The organism is Streptomyces sp. NPDC029139 (genome assembly GCF_055564335.1).
Window position 1 is genome coordinate 179,697 of record NZ_JBVHWN010000014.1, and the last position, 19,030, is coordinate 198,726.

General features: G+C 72.9%; 15 protein-coding genes. 9 read left to right on the forward strand and 6 right to left on the reverse strand.

Translation table 11 applies throughout. From position 1 onward, the window contains the following. Positions 1–226 precede the first annotated feature (226 nt). The 5 genes from ACZ4VW_RS27030 (at position 227) to ACZ4VW_RS27050 (ending at position 6,557) form a co-directional block, all read left to right on the forward strand. On the forward strand, positions 227–1,453 hold the full coding sequence (locus tag ACZ4VW_RS27030) for a sensor histidine kinase (RefSeq protein WP_467966761.1): 1,227 nt from the start codon (positions 227–229) through the stop codon (positions 1,451–1,453). Continuing rightward, positions 1,450–2,115, forward strand: coding sequence for a response regulator (locus ACZ4VW_RS27035; RefSeq protein ID WP_467966763.1), 666 nt, complete (start codon positions 1,450–1,452; stop codon positions 2,113–2,115). The genes ACZ4VW_RS27030 and ACZ4VW_RS27035 overlap by 4 nt, the downstream gene beginning before the upstream one ends. A gap of 143 nt (positions 2,116–2,258) precedes the next feature. Next, a complete protein-coding gene (locus ACZ4VW_RS27040; RefSeq protein WP_467966765.1) occupies positions 2,259–3,548 on the forward strand; it encodes a cytochrome ubiquinol oxidase subunit I in 1,290 nt (429 codons plus the stop codon). A 14-nt stretch (positions 3,549–3,562) separates the two neighbouring features. Beyond that, positions 3,563–4,351: a cytochrome d ubiquinol oxidase subunit II gene (locus ACZ4VW_RS27045; RefSeq protein WP_467966767.1), complete on the forward strand. Its 789-nt coding sequence runs from the start codon at positions 3,563–3,565 to the stop codon at positions 4,349–4,351. A 19-nt stretch (positions 4,352–4,370) separates the two neighbouring features. Then, entirely contained in the window at positions 4,371–6,557 is a 2,187-nt protein-coding gene (locus ACZ4VW_RS27050; RefSeq protein WP_467966769.1) for an MMPL family transporter, read from the forward strand. A gap of 111 nt (positions 6,558–6,668) precedes the next feature. On the opposite strand, the gene ACZ4VW_RS27055 is transcribed toward ACZ4VW_RS27050, so the two are convergent. Further along, positions 6,669–7,832 carry an AI-2E family transporter gene (locus ACZ4VW_RS27055; protein ID WP_467966822.1) on the reverse strand — a complete coding sequence of 388 codons (1,164 nt, stop codon included), beginning with the start codon at positions 7,830–7,832 and terminating at the stop codon, positions 6,669–6,671. Positions 7,833–8,143: 311 nt separating this feature from the next. Then, a complete protein-coding gene (locus ACZ4VW_RS27060) occupies positions 8,144–8,338 on the reverse strand; it encodes a DUF3046 domain-containing protein (RefSeq protein WP_467966771.1) in 195 nt (64 codons plus the stop codon). Positions 8,339–8,417: 79 nt separating this feature from the next. Here ACZ4VW_RS27060 and ACZ4VW_RS27065 point away from each other — a divergent pair, with 79 nt between their 5' ends. Beyond that, on the forward strand, positions 8,418–9,347 hold the full coding sequence (locus ACZ4VW_RS27065) for a hypothetical protein (RefSeq protein ID WP_467966773.1): 930 nt from the start codon (positions 8,418–8,420) through the stop codon (positions 9,345–9,347). A 152-nt stretch (positions 9,348–9,499) separates the two neighbouring features. Here ACZ4VW_RS27065 and ACZ4VW_RS27070 read toward each other — a convergent pair whose 3' ends face one another. The 3 genes from ACZ4VW_RS27070 to ACZ4VW_RS27080 form a co-directional block, all read right to left on the reverse strand. Continuing rightward, the gene (locus ACZ4VW_RS27070; protein WP_467966775.1) at positions 9,500–9,808 is read right to left on the reverse strand and encodes an AzlD domain-containing protein; all 309 of its coding nucleotides are present in this window, start codon (positions 9,806–9,808) and stop codon (positions 9,500–9,502) included. Beyond that, positions 9,805–10,563, reverse strand: coding sequence for an AzlC family ABC transporter permease (locus ACZ4VW_RS27075; protein WP_467966777.1), 759 nt, complete (start codon positions 10,561–10,563; stop codon positions 9,805–9,807). The genes ACZ4VW_RS27070 and ACZ4VW_RS27075 overlap by 4 nt, the downstream gene beginning before the upstream one ends. A 156-nt stretch (positions 10,564–10,719) precedes the next feature. Continuing rightward, on the reverse strand, positions 10,720–11,547 hold the full coding sequence (locus tag ACZ4VW_RS27080) for an AraC family transcriptional regulator (protein ID WP_467966779.1): 828 nt from the start codon (positions 11,545–11,547) through the stop codon (positions 10,720–10,722). A gap of 90 nt (positions 11,548–11,637) precedes the next feature. Between ACZ4VW_RS27080 and ACZ4VW_RS27085 the strand changes: the two genes are divergently transcribed. From ACZ4VW_RS27085 to ACZ4VW_RS27095, 3 genes are all read left to right on the forward strand, one after another. Beyond that, positions 11,638–16,275, forward strand: a complete 4,638-nt coding sequence (locus ACZ4VW_RS27085; protein WP_467966781.1) for an ATP-dependent helicase — start codon at positions 11,638–11,640, stop codon at positions 16,273–16,275. A 130-nt stretch (positions 16,276–16,405) separates the two neighbouring features. Then, entirely contained in the window at positions 16,406–17,224 is an 819-nt protein-coding gene (locus tag ACZ4VW_RS27090; protein ID WP_467966783.1) for an Fpg/Nei family DNA glycosylase, read from the forward strand. A gap of 32 nt (positions 17,225–17,256) precedes the next feature. Beyond that, complete coding sequence (locus tag ACZ4VW_RS27095; RefSeq protein WP_467966785.1) at positions 17,257–18,021, forward strand: SDR family NAD(P)-dependent oxidoreductase; 765 nt, start codon at positions 17,257–17,259, stop codon at positions 18,019–18,021. 420 nt (positions 18,022–18,441) lie between these two features. On the opposite strand, the gene ACZ4VW_RS27100 is transcribed toward ACZ4VW_RS27095, so the two are convergent. Beyond that, positions 18,442–18,912 carry a Dps family protein gene (locus ACZ4VW_RS27100; RefSeq protein WP_467966787.1) on the reverse strand — a complete coding sequence of 157 codons (471 nt, stop codon included), beginning with the start codon at positions 18,910–18,912 and terminating at the stop codon, positions 18,442–18,444. Positions 18,913–19,030: the final 118 nt, after the last annotated feature.

Genomic DNA, 19,030 nt, shown 5'->3' on the forward strand with positions numbered 1-19,030 from the left:
CGCGTGCTCCGACCCGACCGTTGCTCGGAGCCGAGCGTGTTGAGCCGCGCGTGCTCCGACCCGACCGTTGCTCGGAGCCGAGCGTGTTGAGCCGCGCGTGCTCCGACCCGACCGTGCTCCGACCCCGCCGTACTCGGAACCGAACGTGCTGAGCCGCGCGTGCTCCCAGGCCGCCCGCGCTCCAGCCGCACGCCGGGCCGGCGCGTCCGCGCCTATCCTTCCTGACATGCCCCTCCCCTTCCGCGTCCGTGGCGGCCGCGTGTCCCCGCGGGCGGCCGATGCCGCCGTGGCGCTGGTCGTCACGCTCGTCGTGGCCGTCTGGACGCTCGTGTCGGCGCGGTACGCCAGTGAGCCCGTGGGCCGCACCCTCGTCGGCTGGGCACTGATCGTGGTCGGATGCGGGGCGCTGTACTTCCGTCGGCGGGCACCGGTCACGGTCGCGGTCGTCACGCTTCTCGCCTGCGCGGTCTACTACCCGGCGTCCGCCCAGGACGGTCCCCTGATGATCGCCTTCGCGCTCGCGCTGTACACCACCGCCGCGGAGGGCCGCTTCACCGCCGCCGTCGCGCTGGCCGCCGTCACGCTGCTCGCCGTCGGGCTCGGCGAGCTCCGGCAGGCGCCCGGCCACCGCCAGATCGACGACACCTCGCTCGCGATGCTGGCCGGCTGGCTGATCAGTCTGGTCGCCGTGGGCCGCGCCCAGCGGACCCGTCTCGCCTATCTGCACGAGGTCGAGCAGCGAGCCCTGGCGGCCGAGCGTGAGCAGGAGGCGCGTGCCCGGCAGAGCGCCACCGAGGAGCGACTGCGGATCGCCCGGGAGCTGCACGACGTGCTCGGCCACAGCATCTCGCTGATCCACGTCCAGTCCGGCGCGGTGCTGCACCGGCTCGGCAAGAAGCCGGAACCGGAGGTCGCGCTGGCCGCCGCGGCGGAGGCGCTGGAGGCGGTGAAGGCCACCAGCAAGGACGCCCTGCGCGAGCTCCGCGCGACACTCGGGGTGCTGCGCCAGGCCGACGAGGCCGCGCCGACCTCGCCGACCTCCGGGCTCGCGCTGCTGGGGGAGCTGGCGGAGCGGGCCCGCAGCACCGGCCTCGACGTCCGGACCGAGCAGACGGGGACGCCCGTACCGCTGGCGCCGCCGGTCGACCTCGCCGCGTACCGGATCGTGCAGGAGTCGCTGACCAATGTGACCCGGCATTCCGGCGCCCGTACCGCCACGATCGCGCTCGACTGGCGCGCGGACGAGCTGCGCCTGCGGATCGAGGACGACGGTGAGGGGTCCGCGGAGGAGCAGCCTCGGGGAAGCGGCATCCAAGGCATGGCCGAACGCGCCCGCGCGTTCGGCGGCGAGCTGACCGCCCACAGCACCGCCGGGGGCTTCCGGGTCGACGCCCGACTGCCGCTCGAGGCCCCGGCATCCACGACCGCCACTTCCGAGGGGGACCCCCGATGATCCGTGTCGTGCTCGCCGACGACCAGACCCTGGTGCGGGCGGGCTTCCGCTCGATCCTGGCCGACGAGGACGACATCGAGGTGGTCGGGGAGGCCGGGGACGGCGAGCAGGCGATCGCTCTCGCCCGCGAGCTGCGGCCGGACGTGGTCCTGATGGACATCCGGATGCCGGGCCTGGACGGCCTGGAAGCCACCCGGCGGATCACCGCCGACGCCCGGCTCGAAGAGGTCAGGGTGGTCATCCTGACCACGTTCGACATCGACGACCACGTCTACGGGGCGCTGCGCGCCGGGGCGAGCGGCTTCCTCGTGAAGGACACCGAGCCCATGGAGCTGCTGCACGGGGTGCGGGTGGTGGCCCGGGGAGACGCGCTGATCGCCCCGGCCGTCACCCGCCGGCTGATCGCGGAGTTCGCCGGGCGCTCCAAGCAGCCGGACCCCGGCCCGCGCCTGAACGCCCTCACGGAGCGGGAGCGCGAGGTCATGGGCCTGGTGGGCGCGGGGCTCTCCAACGACGAGATCGCGCGGCGCCTCGTGCTCTCGCCGGCGACGGCGAAGACCCATGTCAGCCGGATCATGACCAAGCTCGACGTCCGGGACCGGGCGCAGCTGGTGATCCTGGCGTACGAGTCGGGGATGATCACGCCCGGCTGGCTGGGGTGACACGGCGCGCACCCCTAGGGGGAACGCGCCCGTGGGCGCAACTCCTGGGGTACGCGCGCGTGGGGCGGCGCAACCGCGGGGGTACGCCCACTGACCACCACCGGGCGACGCCGCCGAGGTAGTCGTACGCCGACGCTGGCAGCGTGAATCCAGACGTCCTCGATCTCGCCCGGCTGCAGTTCGCCCTCACGGCGGGCGGCCACTTCCTCTTCGTCGCCCTCACCCTCGGGCTCGCGACCGTCGTCGCCGTCGTCCAGACGGTGGCGACGATCGGACAAAAGCCGCTGCACGCGCGCATGGTCCGGTTCTGGGGGCAGCTGTACGTCATCAATTACGCGGTCGGGATCGTGACCGGCATCGTGATGGAGTTCCAGTTCGGGATGAGCTGGAGCGGGCTGACGCACTACGCGGGCAACGTCTTCGGCGCGTCCCTCGCGGTCGAGACGATCGTCGCGTTCTTCGTCGAGTCGACCTTCCTCGGCCTGTGGATCTTCGGCTGGCACCGCTTCGGCCGGTGGGTCCACCTGGCGATGATCTGGGTCGTCACCCTGACCGCGTACCTCTCGGCCTACTGGATCCTGGTCTCCAACGGCTTCCTCAACAACCCGGTCGGGCACCGGACCGAGGGCGGCAAGCTAGTCCTGGACGACCCGGTGGCCGTGCTGACCAACCCCTCGGCCCTGCTCGCCTTCGGGCACATCCTCGCCGGGGCGCTGCTGACGGCCGGCTTCTTCGTCGCGGGGGTGAGCGCGTACCACCTCTTCCGGCGCACGCCCGAGTGGGAGTTCTTCGGCCGCAGCCTGCGGATCGGGGTGTTCCTGTCCTTTCCCGCGCTCATGGTCACCGCTGTGTTCGGTGGCATCCAGCTCGGCGCGCTTCGGACCCTTCAGCCCATGAAGTCGGCTGTGTTCAGTCAGAAGACGGCTGAGATCGCGCAGATACAGGCGGACATGGTCGCGCGCTTCGGTCCCGGCGACTACGTGCCCTCCGAGGCGTGGACGCGTGGCGGCGGTCTGGTCATGCTCATCTGCTTCAGCCTGATGATGTATCTGACCTTCGCCGGACTGATCCTGGCCTGTTTCAAGAAGGTCGTCTTCCGCTTCAGGCTCTGGCACCTGACCTTGATGGCCGCGGTACCGCTGCCCTACATCGCGATGATCAGCGGCTGGATCTTCCGCGAGGCGGGCCGACAGCCCTGGGTCGTGTACGGGCTGCTCAAGACCGAGGACGCGGTCTCCGACCTCTCCCCCACCGCCATGCGCACCTCCTTGCTGGTCTTCACCACGCTCTTCGGGCTGCTCGTCGTCCTCAACGCCTGGCTGCTGGCCCGGTGGGCCCGCCGCGGCCCGGTCGACGCCGGTCTCGGACATGACGACCGGGACAGACCCCGGAACGACGACGCCGCCGACTCCCTGCCCGCCACGAGCTACTGAGGAGCGGACGCACCATGTCGATCGTCGAATCCCTCGCCATCGCGCTGCTCGCGTTCTTCGCCACGGGCTACTTCGTGCTCGCCGGGGCGGACATCGGGACCGGGATGCTGACCCCGTACCTCGGCCGCACCGATCACGAGCGGCGGCTCGTCATCGCCTCCTTCGCCCCCTTCTTCCTGGGCAACGAGGTGTGGCTGATCGCCACGGCCGGTGTGCTCGTCGGCTGCTTCCCGGATCTCGAGGGGGAGTTGCTGACCGGCCAGTTCGCGGTGTTCGTCCCCCTGCTGACCGGCTGGATCGTCCGTGACATCGGGTTGTGGTCGCGCGGCCGGGGCCGTGGTCGCCTCTGGCGCGCGGTGTGTGACGGGGCGGTGGTGTGCGGCAGTTGGACGGTCGCGCTGGCCTGGGGTCTGCTGCTTGCGGCTCTCCTGCTCGGCACACCGTACGAGATCGCCACGGGTCCGACCGCGCTCCTCGCCTCCCTTGCCTCGGCCGCCCTGTTCGCCGCGCACGGGCTGGGCTTCGCCGCGCTGCGACTGACCGGCCTCCCGTACGAACGTGCCCGCCTGCTGGTGGGACGGACCGGCCGTCCCTGGCAGTCCTTCGCCCTGACGGCCGTGCTCCTGGGGGTGCTTCCGCTGCTCGCCGGAACCGCCCTCCCGCTGACCGAGAGGGCCGCGGACGGTGCGACCCTCACCCTTCTCGTCCCCGCGCTGCTCGTCATCACCCCGCTGCTCGTCGCCGCTCAGGTGTGGACCTGGCGCACCTTCCGGCACCGGGTGACCCACCCCTCGTACCTGTGACTCCAGAAGGAGAACGATCATGACCCTCAGCCGGGACACCGATCCCACGGCACAACCGCCGGCGCCGACGCCGCCGACGGCCCCGACGGCCCGGCGGGGCAGCGTCTTCGAGCGCCGGGCCGCCTTCTCGTACCGCCACCGCTGGTCCGCCGTGCTGTTGTGGATCGTGGTCGTGGCCGCCGCGACCGGCGCCTCGACGGCCGTCGGCAGCGCGTACCACAACGACTTCTCGCTGCCCGGCACCGATTCCCAGGCCGCGCGCAGCGTCCTGGAGCGGCACGGCTCGGCACAGGCCACGGACGCGACGCTGCAGATCGTCGTCAAGGACGAGGACGGTATCCGGGCGAAGACGGTCCACGCGCGCGTGGAGGGGCTGCTCGACAAGGTCGAGGGCCTGCCCGGCGTGACCGGTGTCCACAGTCCGTACGAGGACGGGGCGGCCGTCTCCCGGGACGGAAGGGTCGGCTACGCCACCGTCACCCTCGACGGCGAGGCGGCGAACACCGACCGCGCCGAGGTACTGGAGATCATCGAGACCGTGCGCACGGCGCAGGGCGACGGGCTGACCGCGGCGGTCGGCGGTGAGGCGGCACGGGGCGCCGAGGAGGGCGGAGGCGGCGCCGCCGAGGGTGCGGGCATGCTCGGCGCGCTGGTCATCCTGGTCTTCCTGTTCGGCTCCCTGGTCGCCGCGAGCCTGCCTGTGGTCACCGCGGTCTTCGCCGTCGGCAGCTCGATCGGGCTGATCGCGCTGGCCTCCCACCTCGCGGACGTCGCCGACTTCACCCCGCCGATCATGATGCTGGTCGGCCTCGGTGTCGGCATCGACTACGCCCTGCTGATCTTCGCCCGTTACCGCGGTGAGCTGCTGCACGGCGCCGAGCCCGAGGAGGCCGCCCGGACCGCGCTGGACGCGGCGGGACGCACGGTGTTCTTCGCGGGCTGCACGGTGATCATCGCGCTGATGGGTCTGGTCGCGCTGGGGCTCGGCTCGCTGCAGGGCGTCGCCCTCGCCGTCGCCCTGACCGTCCTGGTCACGATGGCCGCCTCGCTCACGCTGCTCCCGGCGCTCCTCGGGATCTTCGGGCGGCGCATCCGGCGTCAGGTGGCCGGGCGGGCCGCGAAGGCGGTGCGCCCGGAGGGCGACCGCTGGCGCGGCTGGGCGAGGGCGGTGCAGAAACGTCCGTGGGCGGCGCTGCTCGTCTCCGTCGTGGCGTTGGGCGCGCTCGCCGCGCCCGCGCCGGACATGCGGCTCGGGTTCGCCGACGCGGGCAACGACGCACCGGCGAAGTCCAGCAGGCAGGCGTACGACCTGTTGGCCGAGGGGTTCGGGCCCGGGTTCAACGGGCCGCTGATCGTGGTCGCGGACGGCGGCGGGCAGCGGACCGCGCTCGCGCTGCGCGAGGCCCTGGCGAACACGGAGGGCGTCGCGGCGGCCACCGCGCCGATCCCGACGAAGAACGCCTCCGTCTCGACGGTCATCGCCTTCCCCGAGTCCGCTCCGCAGGCCGAGGCGACCTCGGAACTCGTCGACCGGCTGCGGTCGGAGGTCCTTCCGCCGCTGGAGCGGGAGACCGGCGCCGATCTGCTGGTGGGCGGGCCGACGGCGGCGACCGAGGACTTCGCGTCGACCGTCTCCGACCGGATGCCGCTGTTCGTCGCGATCGTCGTCGGTCTGTCCGCGCTCCTGCTGCTCCTCGTCTTCCGGTCCGTACTCGTCCCGGTGAAGGCGGCGCTGCTCAACCTGGTCAGCATCGGGGCGGCGCTCGGCGTGATCACCCTGGTCTTCCAGTACGGCTGGTTCGGCGTGCAGCCCGGACCGATCGAGGCATTCATCCCCGTGATGATCTTCGCCATCGTCTTCGGTCTGTCGATGGACTACGAGGTCTTCCTGCTCGCCCGGATCCACGAGGAGTGGAAGCGCACCCAGGACCCGCAGGGGGCCGTACGGGAGGGCCTGGCGGCGACCGGAAAGGTCATCACGGCCGCCGCGGCGATCATGATCGTGGTGTTCGCGGCCTTCATCCTGAGCCCGGACCGGATGCTCCAGCAGTTCGGGCTCGGCCTCGCCGTGGCGATCCTGCTGGACGCGCTCGTGATCCGGTGCCTCATCGTGCCGGCGGTGATGCAGCTGCTCGGCCGGCGCGCGTGGTGGCTCCCGGCCCCGCTGAAGCGGGTGCTCCCGACGGTACGGCTGGAACGCGACTGACGCCCGGCTCGGCGGGGCCGCCTCGGGGGTCGGCCTTGCGGCCGGCCCAGCGTGCGGGATCGGACCGCGTGCCGGACCGCAACCTAGGGTTCGGGCCGCGGGCCACGGAAGTCAGGTGTCGTCCCGGGAGGACTTGTCCCGCGCGTGCGGCGGCGCCTGGCCCTGGTCCTTCCTCTGGTGCAGCGCCTTCTGGAGCCGGGCGACCACAGCCTCCCCGTAGCGCCGGTGACCATGGACGCGCGGGTCGTCGGTGACGTCGTACCGCTTCACATAGGCGCCGAGGAACGCCTGCAGGGTCGCGACGGCCGGGATCGCGATCAGCGCGCCGACGGCACCGAGCAGCGCCGTTCCGGCGACCACCGAGCCGAAGGCCACGGCCGGATGGATGTCCACCGTCTTGGAGGTCAGCTTCGGCTGGAGGACGTAGTTCTCGAACTGCTGGTAGACCACGACGAAGGCGAGCACCCACAGCGCGTACCAGGGGTTCTCGGTGAAGGCGATCAGCATCGGCAGCGCGCCCGCCAGATACGTACCGATGGTGGGGATGAACTGCGAGACCAGCCCGACCCAGACCGCGAGGGCGGGCGCGTACGGCACGCCCAGGATCTCCAGCAGGACGTAGTGGGCGACGCCGGAGATCAGCGCCATCAGACCGCGGGAGTAGAGGTAACCGCCGGTCTTGTCGACGGCGATCTCCCAGGCGCGCAGCACCTCGGTCTGGCGGGCCGGCGGCAGGACCGAGCAGAGGGCACGGCGCAGCCGGGGCCCGTCGGCCGCGAAGTAGAACGAGAACAGGAAGATCGTCAGCAGCTTGAAGAGGCCACCGAGGACGGTCGCGGAGACGTCGAGCACGCCGGTGGCGCTGTTCTGGACGTACTTCCGCAGCCAGTCGGAGCGGAGGACGCTGTCCTGCACCTCGACGCGGGACAGCTCGGTCCGGAAGGTCTGGTTGATCCAGTTGATCAGCGAGTCGAGGTACTTCGGGAAGTTCTCGACCATGTCGACGATCTGGCCGGCCAGCATCGAGCCGAGCAGCACCACGAAGCCGACGCTGATGACCATGACGGTGAAGAAGACGAGGAACGTGGCGAGGCCGCGCCGCATCCCCCGGGCGGCCATGCGCCCGACGGCCGGTTCGATGGCGAGGGCCAGGAAGAACGCGACGAGGATGTTGACGAGGAGGCCGACGAGCTGGTGGAAGGCCCAGCTGCCCAACTGGAAACAGGCGTAGAGCGCGAACGCGAGCACCAGGGCGCGCGGCAGCCAACGGGGCATCCCCGAAGCGGTGCCGCCTCTGGTCGGTCCGGCCGTACCGGAGCCGGCCGCGCCGGCACCGGCCGCTCCCGGAGCGGCGGCATCGGACGGAGCGGGCGTCGACGGCGCCGTCACCGGCGGGGTGAAGGCTCCGGCGAGGGGCGCGTCGGAAGCCCCGGCGGAGGTCCCGCGAGAGGTTTCTCGGGAGATCCCGTCAGAGGTGCCGTCGGAGGTGCCGTCGGAGGTCGTCGTGTCGGTCTCGTCGTTTTCGTCGGTCGGAGCCACCCGGCCAGTCTCGCGCACCGCGCGGACATTCCGCCCCGGCCCGTGCCTCAGCGCCTGTCGGCCGGTACGTCGACGGCGGCGCAGACCGCCCGCCACACGTCCTTCGCCTCCCAGCCGGCGTCCAGTGCCTCGTGCACCGTACGACCGCCCAGTTCCGACATCACATGGTCCCGTGCGAAGGACTCGGCGTAGGAGGCACCGAAGTGGTCCGCCATCCGCTCCCAGAAAATCGTCAACCGCATGCACCCAGTATCCCGCCCCCAAGAGTGCAGCCCGGTCCGTAAGCCTTGTCACACGCTCTTCGCGGCCTACGGTCGAACCATGGCTGGAACTCCTCTCGCGGCTTCACACCAGACGCTCCTCTCGCGTGCCGAGCACTTCGTCTGGCTCACGGCGCGCGTGCTCGAACAGCGCCGGTTCGCCTACCACTTCCTGCGCGGCGGCGCGGAACCCGTCGAGGTCGCCCTCAACGCGTACCTCAACGAGGACGGAGGTTACGGTCACGCCCTCGAACCGGATCTGCGCGGCCCCGTCAGCCAACCGCTGCACACCGGCCACGCGCTGAAGGTGCTCGACTCCATCGGTCGCTGCGGCGGGCTGCGGATCGAGCGGATCTGCCGCTACCTCACCGACGTCTCCACGCACGAGGGGGCCCTGCCGGCGGTCCATCCGTCGCTGCGCGGCTATCCCGCGGCGCCCTTCGTCCCGATCGTCGACGATCCGCCCGGCGCCCTTCTCTCCACGGGGCCCGTGGTCGGGCTGCTCCACCGGAACCAGGTCTGGCACGCGTGGCTGTTCCGTGCCACGGAGTTCTGCTGGTCGGCGGTCGAGTCCCTGAAGACCTCGCACCCGTACGAGATCCAGGCGGCGGTCGCGTTCCTCGACGGCGTCCCGGACCGTTCGCGGGCGCAGGCGGTGGCGGACCGGCTCGGGCGGCTGGTGCGGGAGCAGCGGCTGGTGGTCCTGGACCCGGAGCGCCTCGACGAGTTCCCCGTGGCGCCGGGGTACGCGCCGGGCGAGCACCACTTTCCCTACGACTACGCGCGCGTGCCGGACTCCTTGGCGCGCCGCTGGTTCACGGACGAGGAGATGGCACGGTCGCTGGACCACCTCGCCGCCGCCCAGCGGGAGGACGGGGGCTGGCCGGTCACCTGGCGGCAGTGGGCTCCGGGCACGGCACTGGAGGCCCGCCCGATCGTCACCATCGAGGCGCTGCGGACCCTGCGCGCCCACGGCCGCCCGATCGCCTGAGGCGGGCCTCCGCCCGAAGGGCCCCGCGCGGGGCCGTCGCCACGCGCGGGCCCGGGCCCGGCGAGGCCCGTCGCCCCGCACAACTGGTGGCCTGTCCACCTGTCAGTGGCTTGTCCACCTGTCACGATCCCGCCCCGGGCTCCGACCGCCCGTCACCCGCCCAGGGCTCTGATCCCCGCCGTGACCAGCACCGCCGCGGCCACCACGACCAGGAAGGGAGCCCGGAGGACCAGGGCGACGGCGGCCGCCGCGACGCCCGCCGCGCGGGCGTCCAGGGTGAGGGCGCCCCCGGCGCCGAAGGTCTGCTGGGCGGTCAGAGCCGCCAGCAGGGCGACCGGCAGGAGGGCCGCCAGCCGTTGGACGAGCGGGCGTTCCAGGGCGCCCGCGGGCACGAGGAGCCCGAGCAGCTTGACGAGGTAGCAGCCCACGACGGTGAGGCCGATCGCGATCCAGACAGTCATCGGGCTTCCTCCTCGTCCGTTCCACCGGTCGCGCCGTCACCGCGGGTCACGCCCATGCGGCGGCCTCGTACCCACAGCACGAGCGGCGCGGCGAGCGCTGCCGCCAGGACGGGGACTCCGGCCGGCAGGACGGGCAGCAGGCCGAGGCCCAGGACGACGGCGATCGCCGCGGTGTACCGCTCCGTCGCCGTCTTCAGCATGGGGGCGAGCAGGGCGAGGAAGACCGCCGGTCCGGCCGCGTCGAGGCCCCAGGCGTCGGTGTCGCCGAGTGCTTCCGCCCCGAGGGCGCCGAGCAGCGTGGTGAGGTTCCACAGCACGTAGAGCGTGAGCCCGGTGACCGTGAACCCGATCCGGGCGGCCCGCCGCGTCGGCTGGGCGAGCGCCACCGCGGTCGTCTCGTCGATCACCCACTGCGCGGCGAAGGGCCTGGCGCCGCGCGGCAGGGCCAGGAGCTGCGACAGCCGCAGCCCGTAGAACGCGTTGCGCGTGCCCAGGAAGAAGGCGCCGGCCGCCGCCGTGAACGGGTTCCCGCCCGCCGCGAGCGCCCCGACCAGCGCGAACTGCGAGGCGCCGGTGAAGACGAGCAGGCTGAGGGCGCAGGTCTGGAGCAGGCTGAGGCCGGATCCCGCGGAGGTGACTCCGAAGGCGAAGCCCGAGAGACCGACGGCGATGCCGACCCCGAGCGCGTCGCGTACGACCGCCGAGTCCGCCTTCGTTCTCACCGGTACGACTGGGGGTGCTGTCTGTTCTGCCACGCGAGGGACGTTACGAGCCCCGGCCACCGGCGGTCTTGTACGTTCTTGCACCCGCACTCCGGTGCCGCGCTCCCCTCGCCCACGCTCTCGTGCGCGCTTCGGGCCCTACGTTCCTTCCCTACCTTCTTGTGCCTTCCCTACCTTCTTGTGCCTTCCCTACCTTCTCGTGCCCCGCGCGCGCTGGTAGGCCCCGGGCGGGACGCCCACGCTCCGGGTGAAGTGGCGGTTGAGGTGCGGCTGGTCGGTGAAGCCGACGGCCACGGCCGCCTCCGCCGGCGCCGTACCCGCGTCGAGGAGACGCCGGGCCCGCCGCACGCGCGCGTCGGTCAGCCAGGTGTGCGGCGGCATCCCGTACGTGTCCCGGAAGGCGCGCAGCAGGGCGAAGGGACTCGTGCCGAGTTCCGCGGCGAGGCGTTCCAGCGTCGGCGGGTCGGCCATCCGCTCCTCGAGGACGGCACGCGCGCGTGCCGCGTCGCGTGCGCCCGCCGAACGCGGGGCGAGCGGCGCGAGCCGGCCCCCGTGGCTGCGCAGCATCCGCGCGGTGACCAGTCGCAGCAGGCTGTCGGCGGCCAGCGCGTTGCCTTCCTCGGCGGCTCGGTGGACCCCGATGACCAGCTGTGCGGCGTACGGATCGTCCACCACGGGCTGGGTGAAGCCGACCGATCCCCGCAGCGCGATGGTGTCGGCGGCGATCGACCGGATCAGCTCCGCGTCCGGGTAGATCGTGCGGTAGGTCCAGCCCTCGGGGACGCCCGCGTGCCCGGTGTGCGCGGTGTCCGGGTTGACCAGGGCGATCTGCCCGGGTCCCGCGTGCACGAGTTCGTCGCGGTAGTGGAAGGCCTCCACGCCCTCCGTGATGGCGGCGAACACGAAGGTCTCGTGGGTGTGCCGGGCGAAGGCCTTGCGGACGTAGTGGGCGTGCAGCAGGTCGACGCCGGGCAGCTCGGGGTACTGCCAGTACCGTGCCCGCTCCCCACTCGCCATGCCTCCATTCTGCGACACGGGCCGCTTCGACACCGACCGGCTTTCCCCAGGTCCGGGCGGTTGTCAGTGGCGGGGTGCACGATGGGTGGCATGGTCAGGTCTGCGCTCGACTCCTTCTCCCCCGCGACCCGCGGCTGGTTCACCGGGGCCTTCCACGCGCCCACGGCGGCGCAGGAGGGCGCCTGGCAGGCCATCGGCGCGGGCTCGGACGTGCTCGTCGTCGCCCCGACGGGATCCGGCAAGACCCTGGCCGCCTTCCTGGCCTCCCTCGATCAGCTCGCCTCCACCCCGCCGCCCGCGGACCCCAAGAAGCGCTGCCGCGTGCTGTACGTCTCCCCGCTGAAGGCGCTCGCCGTCGACGTCCAGCGCAATCTGCGTTCCCCGCTGACCGGCATCCGCCAGGAGTCGGTCCGGCTCGGACTGGCGGAGCCGGACGTCCGGGTCGGCATCCGCTCCGGTGACACGCCGCCCGCCGAGCGCCGGGCGCTGGCCACGAAGCCGCCGGACATCCTGATCACCACCCCCGAGTCGCTGTTCCTGATGCTGACCTCGGCCACGCGCGACGCGCTGGCCGGTATCGAGACGGTCATCCTCGACGAGGTGCACGCGGTCGCCGGGACCAAGCGCGGCGCCCACCTCGCGGTCTCCCTGGAGCGTCTCGACGAGCTGCTGCCCCGCCCCGCCCGCCGCATCGGCCTGTCGGCGACGGTCCGCCCCGTCGACGAGGTGGCCCGCTATCTCTCGCCGCAGCGCAAGGTGGAGATCGTCCAGCCGCCGTCCGGCAAGGAGTTCGACCTGTCAGTGGTCGTCCCGGTGGAGGACATGGGAGAGCTGGGAGGCTCCCCGGCCTCCGAGTCGACGGACGGTGGCGACAGACCCTCGATCTGGCCCCATGTCGAGGAGCGGATCGCCGATCTCGTCCAGGCCCACCGCTCCACCATCGTGTTCGCCAACTCGCGTCGGCTCGCCGAGCGGCTCTGCAACCGTCTGAACGAGATCGCGTACGAGCGCGCCACCGGCGAGGCCCTCCCGGACAACGCGCCACCCGCAGAGATCATGGCCCAGTCCGGCGCCGCTCAGGGCGCGCCCGCCCTGCTCGCCCGCGCCCATCACGGCTCGGTCTCCAAGGAGCAGCGCGCCCAGGTGGAGGAGGACCTCAAGGCGGGCCGGCTGCCCGCGGTGGTGGCCACGTCCAGCCTGGAGCTGGGCATCGACATGGGCGCCGTGGACCTGGTCGTGCAGGTCGAGTCGCCGCCCTCGGTCGCCTCCGGCCTCCAGCGGGTGGGACGCGCCGGACACCAGGTGGGCGCGGTCTCCACGGGCGTGGTGTTCCCCAAGTACCGAGGCGACCTCGTCCAGGCGGCCGTGGTCACCGAGCGGATGCGCAGTGGCTCGATCGAGTCGATGCGCATCCCGGCGAACCCTCTGGACGTCCTCGCACAGCAGCTGGTGGCGATGGTCGCCCTGGACACCTGGCAGGTGGACGACCTCCTCGCCACGGTCCGGCGGGCCGCGCCGTTCGCCTCGCTGCCCGAGTCCGCGTTCACGGCCGTCCTGGACATGCTGGCCGGCCTCTACCCCTCGGACGCGTTCGCCGAGCTGCGCCCGCGCGTCGTCTGGGACCGGGTCGCCGGGACCGTCACCGGGCGGCCGGGCGCGCAGCGGCTCGCCGTCACCTCGGGCGGCACGATCCCCGACCGCGGCCTGTTCGGGGTCTTCCTCGCGGGCGCCGACCCCAAGAAGGGCGGTGGCCGGGTCGGGGAGCTGGACGAGGAGATGGTGTACGAGTCCCGGGTCGGCGACGTCTTCACCCTGGGCACGACGTCCTGGCGGATCGAGGACATCACCCGGGACCGGGTCCTGGTCTCCCCCGCTCCCGGTGTGCCGGGCCGGCTGCCGTTCTGGAAGGGCGACCAGCTGGGCCGCCCGCTGGAACTGGGCCGCGCGGTCGGCGCGTTCCTGCGCGAGGTCGGATCGCTGTCCCCCGAGGACGCCCGCCTGCGGCTGGTCGCCGCGGGTCTGGACGCCTGGGCCGCCGACAACGTCCTGTCGTATCTGGACGAGCAGCGCCAGTCCTGCGGCCATGTGCCGGACGACCGCACGATCCTGGTGGAGCGTTTCCGGGACGAGCTGGGCGACTGGCGGGTCGTCATCCACTCCCCCTTCGGAGCCCAGGTCCACGCCCCGTGGGCACTGGCCCTCGGGGCGCGGCTCGCCGAGCGGTACGGGATGGACGCCCAGGTCATGCACGCGGACGACGGGATCGTGCTGCGCCTGCCGGACGCCGATCTGATGGGATTGGACCTTCTCGACGGCGACCCGGTGAGCCCTGACCGCCACCTCGACACGACGTACGACTCCGACCAGGCCCCGATCGGTGCGGCGGACGCCCTCTTCGACAAGGGCGAGATCGGGCAGATCGTCACCGACCAGGTCGGTGGGTCGGCCCTGTTCGCCTCCCGCTTCCGCGAGTGCGCCGCGCGGGCCCTGCTACTGCCCAAGCGCAACCCTGGCAAGCGCACCCCGCTCTGGCAGCAGCGCCAGCGCGCCTCCCAACTGCTGCAGGTGGCGAGCGAGTTCGGCTCGTTCCCGATCGTCCTGGAAGCCGTCCGCGAATGCCTCCAGGACGTCTTCGACGTCCCCGGGCTGCAGGAGCTGATGGGCGACATCGAGTCCCGCCGCGTCCGCCTGGTCGAGGTGACCACCCCCGAGCCGTCCCCCTTCGCCCGCTCCCTCCTCTTCGGCTATGTCGCCCAGTTCCTGTACGAGGGTGACTCCCCGCTCGCCGAGCGGCGGGCCGCCGCCCTCTCCCTGGACTCGCGCCTCCTCGCCGAGCTGCTCGGCCAGGCGGAGCTGCGCGAGCTGCTCGACGCGGACGTGCTCACCGAGCTGGAGAGGGAGCTCCAGTGGCTGACCGAGGACCGCCGGATCAAGAACGTCGAGGGTGTCGCCGACGCGCTGCGGGTCCTCGGCCCGCTCACCGAGGCCGAGCTGGCCGAGCGCGGGGGCGAGCCCGGCTGGGCCCAGGAGCTGGGGGTCGCCCGGCGGGCCATCCGGGTCCGGATCGGCGGCGCCGAGCACTGGGCGGCGATCGAGGACGCCGGCCGCTTGCGGGACGCCCTCGGCACGGCCCTGCCCGTGGGGGTGCCCGAGGCGTTCATGGAGCCGGTCAAGGACCCCCTCGGCGACCTCCTGGCCCGCCACGCGCGCACGCACGGTCCGTTCACCTCCTCCGCGGCCGCCGCCCGCTTCGGCCTCGGTGCGGCCGTCACCGACGGTGCCCTCCAGCGCCTGGCCGCGGCCGGCCGGGTCGTCCAGGGCGAGTTCCATCCCTCGGGCATCGGCCAGGAGTGGTGCGACGCCGCCGTCCTGCGCCGCCTGCGACGCCGCTCGCTGGCCGCGCTGCGCCACGAACTGGAGCCCGTACCCCCGGCCGCACTCGCCACCTTCCTGCCGCAGTGGCAGCACCTGGGGAGCAACGGCCTGCGGGGGATCGACGGACTGGTCCGCGCCGTGGAGCAGTTGCAGGGCGCGCCGGTCCCGGCCTCCGCCCTGGAGAAGCTGATCCTGCCGTCCCGGGTCAGGGACTATTCCCCCGCTCTGCTCGACGAGCTGACCACGACCGGCGAGGTCGTCTGGGCCGGTGCGGGAGCCCTGCCCGGCAAGGACGGCTGGGTCTCCCTCTACCTCGCCGACGCGGCGCCCCTGCTGCTGCCGCCCCCGCATCCGCTGGAGACCACCGCGCTCCACGAGTCGGTGCTCACCATCCTCTCCGGCGGGTACGGCCTGTTCTTCCGTCAGATCGCCGATCAGGTGCGGGCCACCACGCACCCGGACGCGACCGATCCGCAGCTCGCCGACGCGGTCTGGGACCTGGCCTGGTCGGGGCGGCTCACGAACGACACGCTCGCCCCGCTGCGCTCCCTGCTCGGTTCGGGGCGGACGGCCGGGTCCACCGCCCACCGGGCCAAGCGGACGGTCCCGCGCGGCCGTTACGGCACGCTCACCGCGGCCGCCCGGCCCGCCTCCCGGACCGGACCGCCCACCGTCAGCGGCCGCTGGTCGCTGCTGCCGCCCCCCGAGCCGGAGCCGACCCACCGCGCCCACGCCCTCGCCCGCACGCTCCTGGACCGGCACGGCGTGGTCACCCGGGGCGCGGTGGCCGCCGAGGGCGTCGAGGGCGGCTTCTCCGCCACGTACCGCATCCTGTCGGCCTTCGAGGACAGTGGGCAGGCACGGCGCGGCTATGTCGTCGAGGGGCTCGGGGCGGCCCAGTTCGCCATGGACGGCGCTGTCGACCGGCTCCGCGCGGCGGCCACCGCCCGTGACCGCGGGGCGGAGGCGGGCGCGGGCCCCCGGGCCGTGGTCCTGGCGGCGGCCGACCCCGCCAACGCGTACGGGGCAGCGCTGCCCTGGCCCGAGCCGCCGACCGGTGCGGGGCACAAGCCGGGTCGCAAGGCCGGCTCGATGGTCGTCCTGGTCGACGGGGAGCTGACGCTCTACATGGAGCGCGGTGGGAAGACCCTGCTGTCCTGGCCCGCCGACCCGGAGGACCCGGCGCTGAGAGCCGCGGCCGAGTCGCTGGCCGCTGCCGCCCTCGCCGGTTCCCTGGGCACGGTCACGGTGGAGCGGGTCAACGGCGCTGCCGCGCTCACGTCTCCGCTCGCCCGCTCCCTGGAGGCCGCCGGCTTCCACGCCACGCCGCGCGGCCTGCGCCTGCGTCCCTAGGGGCGTCTTGTCGATGAGGCCGGGCTCGTACGGGTTCCGGGCCGTCCCGCCCGCCGCAGGGCCGGGGCCCTGGCGGCGCGCGCGGAGTGCGGGCCGCGTGCGGTCCCGCCCGGTCGCGCATCATGGAGTCATGCCCGAAGGAGACACCGTCTGGCGGGCCGCCCGCCGCCTGCACTCCGCGCTCGCCGGACGTGTGCTGACCCGGTCGGACCTGCGCGTGCCCCGATTCGCCACCGCGGATCTGACCGGTCGCGCCGTCCTGGACGTGACGTCCCGGGGGAAGCACCTGCTCACCCGGTTCGACGGCGGGCTGACCCTCCACTCCCATCTGCGGATGGACGGCTCGTGGCAGGTGTACGCCACCGGTGAGCGCTGGCGCGGCGGCCCCGCCCACCAGATCCGGGCGATCCTCGGCAACGCGGAGCAGACCGCCGTGGGCTACCGCCTCCCGGTCCTCGAACTGATCCGCACCGCCGACGAGCAGGGCGTCGTGGGCCACCTCGGCCCCGATCTGCTCGGCCCGGACTGGGACTCGGCCGAAGCGGTCCGCAGGCTCACCGCCGACCCCGCCCGCCCGCTCGGCGAGGCCCTCCTGGACCAGCGGAATCTCGCGGGCATCGGCAATGTCTACAAGTCGGAGCTGGCCTTCCTCGCCGCGGTCAGTCCGTGGCTCCCCGTCGGCGAACTGGCGCCCGGTGTCCCCGAGCGGCTCGTCGCCACCGCCCACCGCCTCCTCGACGCGAACAAGGAACGTTCCGACCGCCGCACGACCACGCCCCGGCAGCTCGGGCACTCTCTCTACGTCTACGGCCGTGAGCACCGCCCCTGTCTGCGCTGCGGTGCCCCCATCCGCAAGGCCGAACTCGGCGACCGCATCTCCTACTGGTGCCCCGGCTGCCAGAAGGGCCCCTTCGGCGGCGCCTCCGGAGAATCCGCCCGGATCAATTGACGGACCGTCAGATACCGTCGTACGGTCCGGTCATGGCCCTCACGGCGTACGACCTCACCGGCCGCACCGCGTTCGTCACCGGCGCGGCGAGCGGGATCGGCCGTGCGACCGCCGCCCTCCTCGCGGAGGCGGGCGCCACCGTTCACTGCGCGGACCGCGACGGGCCCGGCCTGCGCGAGACCGCCGCTCTCGTCGAGAAGCGGGGCGGCACCGCGCACACGCACACCCTCGATGTCACCGACCGCGCCGCCCTCGCCGCCGCCGTCGCGAGCGCCGGCGAGCTGCACACGATGGCGGCCGTCGCCGGGATCATGCACACGAGCACCGTGCTGGAGACGCGAGAGGAGGACCTGGACCGCCTGCTCGCGGTCAACTTCAAGGGAGTTCTTTACGCCTGCCAGGAAGCGGCGCGTTCGATGATCGCGACCGGCATCCGCGGCTCCATCGTCACGATGGCCTCGGGCGCGATGGACACCGCGAGCCCGGGCCTGCTCTGCTACAGCGTCACCAAGGCCGCCGTCGTGCAGCTGACCAAGACGCTGGCCACCGAGGTCGGACCGCACGGCATCCGCGTCAACGCGATCGCCCCCGGGTGGATCCGCACCCCGATGACCGACCGTCACGAGTCGGCCGCTCAGCAGCAGGCGGAGGCGGCCATGGTCCGTCATTCTCCCCTGGGCCGGGTGGGCGAGCCGGAGGACGTCGCACATGCCGTCCTCCACCTCGCCTCGGACGCCTCGTCCTTCACGACGGGTCAGATCCTCCGCCCCAACGGCGGCGTAGCGATGCCCTGGTGAAGCGCGGGCCCGAGGCGACCCCCGCCCTGCGGCGGCCCGAGGCGACCCCCGCCCTGCGTCGACCCGAGGCGACCCCCGCCCTGCGGCGGCCCGCGGCGGACGCCGTCACGTGCACGGGGAGCAGGCTCAACCCCCAGCCGCCGGCCGCGACCGCCCCCTCCACCAGCCCCGACTGCCCGGGGACCAGCACCAGACGCAGCACAGCCCACCACCACAGCCCGCCGACCGCCAGCGCACCCGCGATCCACGCGAGCGTCACCGGCGGGACCCGTCGCCGTACCATGGCCGCCTCCTCCGGTCGACGCTAGACCGGGCGTATGACGCGGCGGGAGGGCGCACGGGAAGCAGACCCGGCGCGTGCCGGACACCACGGGCACGACGCCCGCGGTATCGGCGGCACCGGCAGCATCCGCGCCACGCCTAGGCGCTCTCGGCCTGGAACATCCAGGCGTGCTTCTCGAGGTCGGCCGTCAGGCCGATGATGATGTCCTGGGTGACCGGATCCGGCTCGTCCGTGACCTCGATCCGCTCCCGCATCCGGGCGATGACCGCTCCCAGGGCGTCCACCATGATCTTCACGGCGTCCACGTCCTTGATCCAGCCCGTCGGTACGTCACCGATCGCACTTCCGGAGGCCACCGAGGCGGCTCGGCCGTCCGGGTTGACGCCCACCGCCGAGGCCCGCTCGGCCACGACGTCCGAATGCTGCCGCGCGCTGGCCACGACGTCGTCGAGCTGGAGGTGGACGGAACGGAACCGTGGGCCGACGACGTTCCAGTGCACCTGCTTCGCGACGAGCGCGAGGTCCACGAGGTCGACCAACGCGCCCTGCAGTGCGTTGCCGACCGTCTTCAGGTCGGCTTCGGACAGCGAACTCTTCACGACGGACATGCGTGTTCTCCAACCAGTCGAACGTTCTCCCACCATGGCACGCATCACCCGAATCGGACATCTCAAACGCGTGCGCGGAGCACGCCCGAAAAGGCCGGGAGAACGACGAACGCCCCGG